Source organism: Cereibacter johrii, assembly GCF_001720585.1.
GTDB classification, from domain to species: domain Bacteria; phylum Pseudomonadota; class Alphaproteobacteria; order Rhodobacterales; family Rhodobacteraceae; genus Cereibacter_A; species Cereibacter_A johrii.
On the sequence record NZ_MABH01000238.1, the window covers coordinates 1 to 8,708 of the forward strand.

At 71.4% G+C, this 8,708-nt stretch carries 9 protein-coding genes and 2 pseudogenes; 5 read left to right on the forward strand and 6 right to left on the reverse strand.

The window, feature by feature from the left end; all coding sequences use genetic code 11:
- Positions 1 to 774 (reverse strand): L-threonylcarbamoyladenylate synthase (locus A9O63_RS19910; protein WP_069333457.1); only part of this gene is annotated, 774 nt, incomplete at its 3' end.
- A gap of 108 nt (positions 775 to 882) precedes the next feature.
- Between A9O63_RS19910 and A9O63_RS19915 the strand changes: the two genes are divergently transcribed.
- From A9O63_RS19915 to A9O63_RS19930, 4 genes are read left to right on the forward strand one after another with little or no spacing between them, the layout of a single operon-like run.
- On the forward strand, positions 883 to 2,571 hold the full coding sequence (locus A9O63_RS19915) for an acyl-CoA dehydrogenase (RefSeq protein WP_069333451.1): 1,689 nt from the start codon (positions 883 to 885) through the stop codon (positions 2,569 to 2,571).
- A complete protein-coding gene (locus tag A9O63_RS19920) occupies positions 2,568 to 3,602 on the forward strand; it encodes an MBL fold metallo-hydrolase (protein WP_069333452.1) in 1,035 nt (344 codons plus the stop codon). The genes A9O63_RS19915 and A9O63_RS19920 overlap by 4 nt, the downstream gene beginning before the upstream one ends.
- A 59-nt stretch (positions 3,603 to 3,661) precedes the next feature.
- Complete coding sequence (locus A9O63_RS19925; protein ID WP_069333453.1) at positions 3,662 to 3,847, forward strand: aa3-type cytochrome c oxidase subunit IV; 186 nt, start codon at positions 3,662 to 3,664, stop codon at positions 3,845 to 3,847.
- 34 nt (positions 3,848 to 3,881) lie between these two features.
- The gene (locus A9O63_RS19930; RefSeq protein ID WP_069333454.1) at positions 3,882 to 4,493 is read left to right on the forward strand and encodes a hypothetical protein; all 612 of its coding nucleotides are present in this window, start codon (positions 3,882 to 3,884) and stop codon (positions 4,491 to 4,493) included.
- 24 nt (positions 4,494 to 4,517) lie between these two features.
- Here A9O63_RS19930 and A9O63_RS19935 read toward each other — a convergent pair whose 3' ends face one another.
- Both A9O63_RS19935 and A9O63_RS19940 read right to left on the reverse strand, forming a co-directional pair.
- Positions 4,518 to 4,850 (reverse strand): AzlD domain-containing protein, encoded by a 333-nt coding sequence (locus A9O63_RS19935; RefSeq protein WP_002720923.1) that lies wholly within the window; start codon positions 4,848 to 4,850, stop codon positions 4,518 to 4,520.
- Positions 4,847 to 5,554 carry an AzlC family ABC transporter permease gene (locus A9O63_RS19940; RefSeq protein ID WP_069333455.1) on the reverse strand — a complete coding sequence of 236 codons (708 nt, stop codon included), beginning with the start codon at positions 5,552 to 5,554 and terminating at the stop codon, positions 4,847 to 4,849. Before A9O63_RS19940 ends, A9O63_RS19935 begins: the two co-directional genes overlap by 4 nt.
- A gap of 147 nt (positions 5,555 to 5,701) precedes the next feature.
- On the opposite strand from A9O63_RS19940, the pseudogene A9O63_RS23735 reads away from it, so the two are divergent.
- Positions 5,702 to 5,824: pseudogene (locus tag A9O63_RS23735) on the forward strand (molybdenum cofactor guanylyltransferase MobA); the annotation flags it as partial.
- Positions 5,825 to 6,028: 204 nt separating this feature from the next.
- Here A9O63_RS23735 and A9O63_RS23680 read toward each other — a convergent pair.
- The 3 genes and pseudogenes from A9O63_RS23680 to prfA form a co-directional block, all read right to left on the reverse strand.
- Positions 6,029 to 6,310: pseudogene (locus A9O63_RS23680) on the reverse strand (DUF4167 domain-containing protein); the annotation flags it as partial.
- Positions 6,311 to 6,468: 158 nt separating this feature from the next.
- Positions 6,469 to 7,305 carry a peptide chain release factor N(5)-glutamine methyltransferase gene (gene prmC, locus A9O63_RS19950; protein WP_069333456.1) on the reverse strand — a complete coding sequence of 279 codons (837 nt, stop codon included), beginning with the start codon at positions 7,303 to 7,305 and terminating at the stop codon, positions 6,469 to 6,471.
- Complete coding sequence (gene prfA / locus A9O63_RS19955; RefSeq protein ID WP_069333458.1) at positions 7,302 to 8,357, reverse strand: peptide chain release factor 1; 1,056 nt, start codon at positions 8,355 to 8,357, stop codon at positions 7,302 to 7,304. The genes prmC and prfA overlap by 4 nt, the downstream gene beginning before the upstream one ends.
- Between the last annotated feature and the right edge of the window lie 351 nt (positions 8,358 to 8,708).

The window sequence follows — 8,708 nt, forward strand, 5'->3', positions numbered from 1 at the left end:
CCCCGGCGCCCCGCCGCCCCCGCAGAACCCGACCCAGCTCCCGCCGGCCCGCGCCTGGGTCGCCCGGAGCCGCACCGGCGCCTCGGGCGCGTAATGCGAGGCGAGCTGGCCCGGCGCCGAGGGGCGGTCGGCGCTGCCGCCTGCGACGAGCGGCCGGCCGAGGCACTCTTCCAGCGCCTCGGCGGGAAGACCTCCGGGCCGCAGGAGAAGCGGCGGCTCGCCCGGCGCGAGGATCGTCGATTCCACGCCCACGCCGCAGGTGCCGCCGTCGAGCACCGCCTCGATCCGCCCCGAGAGGCCGTCCAGCACATGGTCGGGCCGCGTCGGGCTCACCCTGCCCGAGGGATTGGCCGAAGGGGCGGCGAGCGGGCCTCCGAAGGCGCGGAGGAGCTGCTGGGCCAGCGGATGGGCCGGCACCCGGATCGCCACGGTGGGAAGGCCCGCCGAGACGAGGGGCGAGACCGGCGTGTCGCCGAGCGGCAGGACGAGGGTGAGGGGGCCGGGCCAGAAGGCCTCAGCAAGCCGCAGCGCCTCGTCATCGAACCGGGCATAGCGGCGCGCGGCCGCCAGATCCGGCAGATGGACGATCAGCGGGTTGAACTGCGGCCGACCCTTGGCCTCGAAGATCCGCGCCACGGCGCGGTCGTCGCGCGCATCGCCGGCGAGGCCATAGACCGTCTCGGTGGGCAGCGCCACGAGGCCGCCCGCGGCGAGCAGGCGGGCCGCTTCGGCGATCCCTTCGGCGGTGGGCGGCAGGAGGCGGGTGTCGGTCATCGCGTGACGCAGCGTTCGAGCTTGAGGATGGGGGCATGTGCGGTAGGCTTCGCGCTGACTTAGACGCGTCCGCCGCCTTTGCCAAGGCAGCCCCTCCCGGAGGACCTCATGCCCTATCGTGCGCCGCTGGCCGACTTCCGCTTCCTGCTGGGCCATGTGGTGGGCCTCGATCAGGTGGCCGCGACGGAGCGGTTCGCCGAAGCCACGCCCGAGACGGTCGAGGCGATCCTCGCCGAGGCGGGCAAGCTCTGCGAGGAGGTGCTGGCGCCGCTGCAGCGGCCGGGCGATCTGCATCCGGCCCGGCTCGAGAATGGCGTCGTGCGCACGTCGCCCGGCTATGCCGACGGCTACCGCGCCATTGCGGACGGCGGCTGGGTGGGGATCGCCGCCAGCCCCGAGCATGGCGGCATGGGCCTGCCCATGGCGGTGACGACCGCCGTGAACGAGATGATGTCCTCGGCCTGCCTCTCGCTCCAGCTCAATCCGCTCTTGACGCAGGGACAGATCGAGGCGCTCGAGCATCACGCCTCGGATGCGCTGAAGGCGCTCTATCTGCCGAAGCTCATTTCGGGCGAGTGGAGCGGCACGATGAACCTGACCGAGCCGCAGGCAGGGTCGGACGTGGGCGCGGTGCGCACGCGGGCCGAGCCGCTGGAGGACGGCACCTATGCGATCACCGGGCAGAAGATCTACATCACCTGGGCCGACACGGACTTCAACGCGAACGTCTGCCACCTCGTGCTGGCGCGCTTGCCGGACGGGCCGCAGGGCACGCGCGGGATCAGCCTCTTCCTCGTGCCGAAGTTCCTGCCCGATGCCGAGGGCCGACCGGGGCCGCGCAATGCGGTGACGGTGGTGAGCCTCGAGGAGAAGCTGGGCCTGCATGGCTCTCCCACCGCCGTCATGGATTACGACGGGGCGAAGGGCTGGCTGGTGGGGGCGCCGCACAAGGGGATGGCCGCGATGTTCACCATGATGAACAACGCCCGCCTCGGCGTCGGCGTGCAGGGCGTGGGCGTGGCCGAGGCTGCGACCCAGGCGGCCGTGGCCTATGCGATCGAGCGCCGGCAGGGCGGGCCAGGCGGCATCATCGAACATGCGGACGTGCGCCGGATGCTTGCCGTGATGAAGGCCGAGACCTTCTCGGCCCGCGCCATCGCGCTGGCCTGTGCCGTGGCCCTCGACATGGGCCGCGCGACGGGCCAGCCCGAATGGCAGGCGCGGGCGGCGCTTCTCACGCCGATTGCCAAGGCCTACGGCACCGACGTGGGGATCGAGGTCGCCTCGATGGGGGTGCAGGTCCATGGCGGCACGGGCTTCATCGAGGGCACCGGCGCCGCGCAGTTCCTGCGCGACGTGCGGGTGACGGCGATCTACGAGGGGACGAACGGCATCCAGGCGATGGACCTCGTGGGCCGCAAGATGATGGACGGGGGCGAGGCGGCCTTCCGCCTGCTGCAGGAGATCGAGGACGCGGCCGAGACCGCACGCCACCGGCTGCCCGATCTGGCCAACGATGTCTGGGCCGCCTCGGAGGCGCTGCGCGAGGCGACCGAGACGCTGGTGGGTCAGGAGATGCAGGACCGGTTCGCGGGCGCGGTGCCCTATCTGCGCGCCTTCGCCCGCGTGCTCGGCGCGCATTTCCACCTGACGGCCGCCGTGACCGATCCTGCGCGCGAGCCCCTCGCGCGGGTCGCGATCCGCCGGCTGCTGCCGGAACATGCGGCGCTGCTCGCACAGGTGCGCGAGGGCGCGGCGGGGCTCTATGCGCTCTCACCCGAGGATCTGGCCGCGTGACGGCGCAGATCCGCACACCGTTCGAGATCCCGCCCGAGGAAGGGTCGGCCATTCCGCTCGCCCCGGGCGTGCTCTGGCTGCGCCTGCCGCTGCCGATGCAGCTCGACCATGTGAATGTCTACGCTTTGGACGACGGCGACGGCTGGACGCTCGTCGACACGGGCTTCGACAGCCGCCGCGGTCGCGCGATCTGGGAGCGGCTGCTGGCGGGGCCGCTCGGCGGGCGGCCCGTCCGTCGGGTGATCGTGACCCATTACCACCCCGACCATGTGGGCCTCGCCGGCTGGTTCCAGTCGATGGGGGCCGAGCTCGTGACCACCCGCACCTCGTGGCTCTATGCCCGGATGCTGGTGCTCGACGTGCAGGAGGTGCCCGCGCCCGAGACGCTGGCCTTCTGGCGCGGGGCCGGGATGCCGCCCGCCATGCTGGCCGAGCGCGCGGCCGAGCGGCCCTTCAACTTTTCCGACATGGTGGCGCCCCTGCCGCTGGGCTTCACCCGGATCGTCGAGGGCTCCGAGCTGGTCGCGGGCGGGCGCCGCTGGCGGGTGCGGATCGGCCACGGCCATGCGCCGGAACATGCCACGCTCTGGAGCCTCGACGACGATCTGGTGCTCGGGGGCGATCAGCTTCTGCCCGGGATCTCGGCCAATATCGGGGTCTATGCCTCCGAGCCCGAGGCCGATCCGCTGGCCGACTGGCTCGACTCCTGCCGGGCGTTTCAGGCCCATGCCCTGCCGCGGCACCTGATCCTGCCGGGCCACAAGCTGCCCTTCACGGGGCTGCCCCTCCGCCTGCGCCAGATGATCGAGAACCACGAGGGCGCGCTCGAGCGGCTGCGGACCCATCTCGCGGAACCGCGGACGGCGGTGGACTGTTTTCTTCCGCTCTTCGGGCGCGAGCTGACGGGGCCGGCCTATGGCATGGCGCTGGTCGAGGCGGTGGCGCATCTGAACCACCTCTGGCACCGGGGCGAGGTCTCTCGGACGGCCGACGCGCGGGGCGCATGGGTCTGGCAGCTGCTGCGGGGCTGAGGCGCGCCCGTCTGCGGCCGAAGCTGCAAGGACGTGACAGAAGGGAGGAAATCGGATAGATGGCAGAGAATAACAAGGGGACCGGACCGATGGCAGATCACTCGCATCCCGCTCACGGGCATGTGGCAGGCTCGATGGACATCACCGAGCAGGAGAAGACCTTCGCGGGGTTCGTCCGCATGGTGACCTGGGGCTGCGTCGTCATCGTCGCGGCCCTGATCTTCCTCGCGCTGGCCAACGCCTGATCTTCCTCGCGGACGCCGCAAGCCCGGACCTCTCATGCGCCATCTTCTCTACTGCGCCGCCTTCGTGGCGCTGGCCGCCTGCGGCGGTGCCGAGCCCGTCTGGGCGCCCGACGATCAGGTGGCGCGTGCCCGCTATGTCTCGACCGAGCCTGCCTCGATCACGCTCTTCACGGTCACGCGGGTGAAGGACGGCAGCGGCGCCCATTCGGGCCTGCTCATCAACGGCAGTCAGGTGGTCATGTTCGACCCGGCGGGCTCGTGGCACCATCCGGCCCTGCCCGAGCGCAACGACGTCCATTTCGGCGTCACGCCGAAGGTGGTGGCCTACTACATCGACTATCACGCGCGCGAGACCTTCGACGTGCATGAACAGACGCTGCGCGTGCCGCCCGAGGTGGCCGAGACCGTGCTTCAGCGCGCGCTGGCCTATGGCGCGGTGCCCAAGGCCAATTGCGCGCGCGCGATCTCGACCATCCTGCACGGCACGCCCGGCCTCGAGCAGGTCGATGTGACCTGGTTCCCGAACCGCCTGCGCGAGGAGTTCGGCCAGTTGCCGGGCGCGACCGGCCGCACGATCCATGACGACGATGCCGACGACAACCACGGCGTGCTCATCGTCCAGCACGGCGACCCGCGCCTCAACTGAGCCGCGGGCCCCGGATCGCCGGGATCAGAGGCTGAGGAGCCAGGGCGTGAGGTAGAGCACCGCCGCCCCGCCGAAGATCGCGGCGAAGACGTTGCGGGTGAGAAGGCCCAGAGCCACCGTGGCCACGGCCGCGGCGAGCCGCGCGGGGTCGGTCTCGCCTCCCGTTGCCGGCGGCCAGAGCACCAGCGGCGCCACCAGCCCCGGCAGCACGGCAACCGGCGTGTAGCGCAGAAGCCTCAGCGCCCACAGCGGCAGCGAGCGGCTACCGATCAGCCCGAGGAACGAGAAGCGCAGCAGGAACGTGCCGAGCCCCAGCACGATCATGACGGTCCAGACCTGAACGGAATCCTCGATCATGCTGCGCGCCTCCGCTCGGTCCAGGCCTCGACCTGCGCCCCCGTCACCATTGCGGCCACCGCCGCCACCAGAAGCCCGCTGTTGTAGGGCATGAAGGCCAGCACCAGCGACAGCGCGACCGACACGCCCGCCGCCGCGATATGGGCCGGCGTGCGCAGCAGCGGCGCGATCATCGCGAGGAAGGTGATGGGCACCGCGAAATCGAGCGCGAACTCCGGCGGGATCTTCGTGCCGAGCCGGGCGCCGACATAGGTCGAGCCATACCAGAGCGGGCAGACCGGCAGCACGGTCCCGAAGAAGAAGGCGATTTTCTCGCCGAGGCTCTGCTCGGGGGCGCGGTCGAACTCGACCATCGAGGCGGTGTAGGTCTGGTCCACGAGGCAATAGGCGATCAGCGCCCGCAGGCCGGCCGGCGCACGCCCCAGATGCGGCGTGAGCGAGGCGGAATACATCGCCATCCGCAGGTTCACCGCGAGCGAGGTGGCGAGGATGATGAGCGTCGGGGCGTGGTCGGCCATCATCTGCACCGCCGCGAACTGCGCTGCCCCGGCAATCACGATGATCGAGAAGCCCATCACCTCGACGATGTCGAGCCCCGCCTCGGTGCCCACGACACCGAAGAGAAGCCCGAAGGGCGCGATGACGAGCGAGAAGGGTGTGGCGGCCCAGAGACCGCGCAGGAAGGCCGAGCGTCGGGTGGACATGGCAGAACCTTGTGGTTGTCGGACGCAACTCTTGCGCTTAGGGCTTCTGGTCGGACGATGCAATCGGAGGCGGCCATGCGACTTTTCGGTCTGATCCTCGCCGGGGGCGAGGGCCGCCGGATGGGCGGAGCGGACAAGGCGTCCCTCATGCTGGGGGGCAGGCCCCTCGTGCAGTGGGTGGCCGAGCGGCTCGGGCCGCAGGTCGAGGAGCTGGCGATCAGCGCGAACGGCGATCCGGCGCGCCTTGCGGGGCTGGGCCTGCCGGTCCTCGCGACGGTCATCCCGGGGACGATCCCCGCGGTCGTGGCGGTGGTTGCCGGGCTGAGACTGGTTGCCGCCCTGCCCCTGGTGGCCGGAGCCACCCTGGTTCTGCTGGTGCTCGGACCGGCGGTTCTCCTGCTCGGCCGCGAGCTCGCGCTGCGCCTCGCCGAGAAGGCGGGTGTAATGTTCGGCATGCTGCAGGAAATTCTCGGCCGCGACGCGGTCGTTCGACAGCTGGGCATCGCGCGCGAGAAACAGGTATTTCTCGATGATCTGAGCCGGCGTGCCCCGCACCTTGCCCTCGGGACCGGAGCTGTCGAACACGCGGTTGACGATATTGCCGAGGCTACGCGGGCGGTTCGATTTCGAACGCGAGCGGGACTTGGAGGATCTCATCTTGTCCTTGTATCCAGATGAACTGGCCCTGCCGGTATGCTGCGGCCTTGCGGTGACCGCTCCCGGTGGCTCGAATCCGATCCGGGGCATAACGTGCATTTCAGGCTTGGCCGCGCGGAGAACGATCACGGGTAACGCGGACCATCCCCTCGGCGCAGTTCCGAGTAACCATGCCGCCGGGTGGCTGGCAAGGGAAAAATGGGAAGACTCTGCGGTTTCGGCAAGAGCGCGACGAATTGACCGGGGGTCCCGGCGCCTCAGACAGCGGGAAGGCGCGCAGAGACCAGCCGGTCGCGGCCATCGAGATCGGGCAGCACGGAGACGGAGGCGAGGCCCGCAGCCTCGACCAGACCGGCCACGGCCCGCCCCTGCGCGGCGCCGATCTCCAGCAGGAGCCGCCCGCCGGGCCGGAGATGGTCCGGGGCGCCGCGGGCGATCGCGCGGTAGGCGTCGAGCCCGTCGCCGCCGGGGCTGAGCGCCAGATGCGGCTCCCAGAGCCGCACCTCGGGGGCGAGGGCGGCCATCTCGCAGGCGGCGATATAGGGCGGGTTCGACAGGATCAGGTCCACGCGCTCGGGCACGGCGGCGAACCAGTCCGACAGGCGCAGCTCGAGCCGCGGGTCCACGCCCAGGGCTGCCGCATTCTCGCCGGCCACGGCGAGGGCCGCGGGCGAGAGGTCGGTCGCGATCCCGCGCGCGGCCGGTCGTTCGGCGAGGAGCGTCAGCGCGATGCAGCCGGTGCCCGTGCCGAGATCGAGGAGCGTGGCGAAGGGCTCGGCCAGCGCCGCCTCGATCAGGCCTTCGGTCTCGGGGCGGGGATCGAGCGTGTCGCGCGTCACCCGGAAGCGGCGGCCCCAGAAGAGCCGCTCGCCCACGATCTGGCCCACCGGCTGGCGGGCGGCACGGGCCGCGAGCGCTTCCTCGAACCGGGCGGCGGCCTCGGGCGGGAGCGGATCGGGCAGATGCAGCGTCAGCCGGTCGGGTTCGATGGCCATCGCATGGGCCAGAAGGCGGCGCGCGTCGCGGGCGGCCTCCTCGATGCCGGCCGCCGCGAGGCGGGGGACGGCCGCACGGAGCGCGTCGGCCGCCCTCATGCCTCCATCTCGGCCAGACGGGCGGCCTGATCGTGGGCGGTGAGCGCCGAGATCACCTCCGCAAGCTCGCCCGCCATAATCTGCGGCAGGGCATAGAGCGTGAGGTTGATCCGGTGGTCGGTCATGCGCCCTTGCGGGAAATTGTAGGTGCGGATCCGTTCGGAGCGGTCGCCCGAGCCCACCTGCGCCTTGCGGTCGGCCGAGCGCGCCTCGGCCAGACGCTGGCGTTCGAGATCGTAGAGCCGGGCGCGCAGCACCTGCATGGCGATCTCGCGGTTGCGGTGCTGGGATTTCTCGGAGGAGGTGACGATGATGCCGGTGGGCAGGTGGGTGATGCGGACGGCGGAGTCGGTGGTGTTCACATGCTGCCCGCCGGCCCCGGACGAGCGCATCGTGTCGATGCGGATGTCGCTGGCGGGGATCTCGAGATCGACCTCCTCGGCCTCGGGCAGCACGGCCACGGTGGCGGCGGAGGTATGGATGCGGCCCTGCGCCTCGGTCTCGGGGACGCGCTGCACGCGATGGACGCCGGATTCGTACTTGAGACGCGCGAAGGCGCCCTCGCCCTCGACGCGCGCGGTCGCCTCGCGGATGCCGCCGAGCTCGGACGGGGCGAGATCGAGGAGTTCGAACCGCCAGCCCTGCCCTTCGGCATAGCGCTGATACATGCGCAGGAGATCGCCCGCGAAGAGGGCGGCTTCCTCGCCGCCGGTGCCGGGGCGGATCTCGAGGATGGCGGGACGCGCGTCGGCTGCGTCCTTCGGCAGGAGAGCGAGGCGCAGCGCCTGCTCCATCCCGGGGATGCGGGCCCGGAGCGCCGGGATCTCGTCCTCGGCCAGCGCCCGCATCTCGGGATCGGCGAGCATGGCCTCGGCCTCGGCCAGATCCTCGAGCGCGGTGCGGTAGGCGGAGATCTCGGCCACCACCGGCTTCAGCTCGGCATATTCGCGCGAAAGCGCCGCGATTTCGGCGGGGGCGGCCCCTGCGGAGAGGCGCGCCTCGAGGAACTCGAAGCGGCGGACGATCTGGAGGAGGCGGTCCATCGGCACCATGGGGGCGGTTTGACCTGCGGATCGGATGGGGTCAAGGGGAATGGCTTCGGCCCCGTGGCCGGCGGGGGAGCGGGGGGCTGTCTGGGCCTCGGCCAGATCCTCGAGCGCGGTGCGGTAGGCGGAGATCTCGGCCACCACCGGCTTCAGCTCGGCATATTCGCGCGAAAGCGCCGCGATTTCGGCGGGGGCGGCCCCTGCGGAGAGGCGCGCCTCGAGGAACTCGAAGCGGCGGACGATCTGGAGGAGGCGGTCCATCGGCACCATGGGGGCGGTTTGACCTGCGGATCGGATGGGGTCAAGGGGAATGGCTTCGGCCCCGTGGCCGGCGGGGGAGCGGGGGGCTGTCTGCCC

What these genes read in the sequence shown, in the direction of transcription:
- A9O63_RS19915 (WP_069333451.1), top strand. Translation starts at nt 883, where the DNA reads ATGCCCTATCGTGCGCCGCTGGCCGACTTCCGCTTCCTGCTGGGCCAT.
- A9O63_RS19925 (WP_069333453.1), top strand. Translation starts at nt 3,662, where the DNA reads ATGGCAGAGAATAACAAGGGGACCGGACCGATGGCAGATCACTCGCAT.
- A9O63_RS19930 (WP_069333454.1), top strand. Translation starts at nt 3,882, where the DNA reads ATGCGCCATCTTCTCTACTGCGCCGCCTTCGTGGCGCTGGCCGCCTGC.
- A9O63_RS19935 (WP_002720923.1), bottom strand. Translation starts at nt 4,850, where the DNA reads ATGATCGAGGATTCCGTTCAGGTCTGGACCGTCATGATCGTGCTGGGG.
- A9O63_RS19940 (WP_069333455.1), bottom strand. Translation starts at nt 5,554, where the DNA reads ATGTCCACCCGACGCTCGGCCTTCCTGCGCGGTCTCTGGGCCGCCACA.
- prmC (WP_069333456.1), bottom strand. Translation starts at nt 7,305, where the DNA reads ATGAGGGCGGCCGACGCGCTCCGTGCGGCCGTCCCCCGCCTCGCGGCG.
- prfA (WP_069333458.1), bottom strand. Translation starts at nt 8,357, where the DNA reads ATGGTGCCGATGGACCGCCTCCTCCAGATCGTCCGCCGCTTCGAGTTC.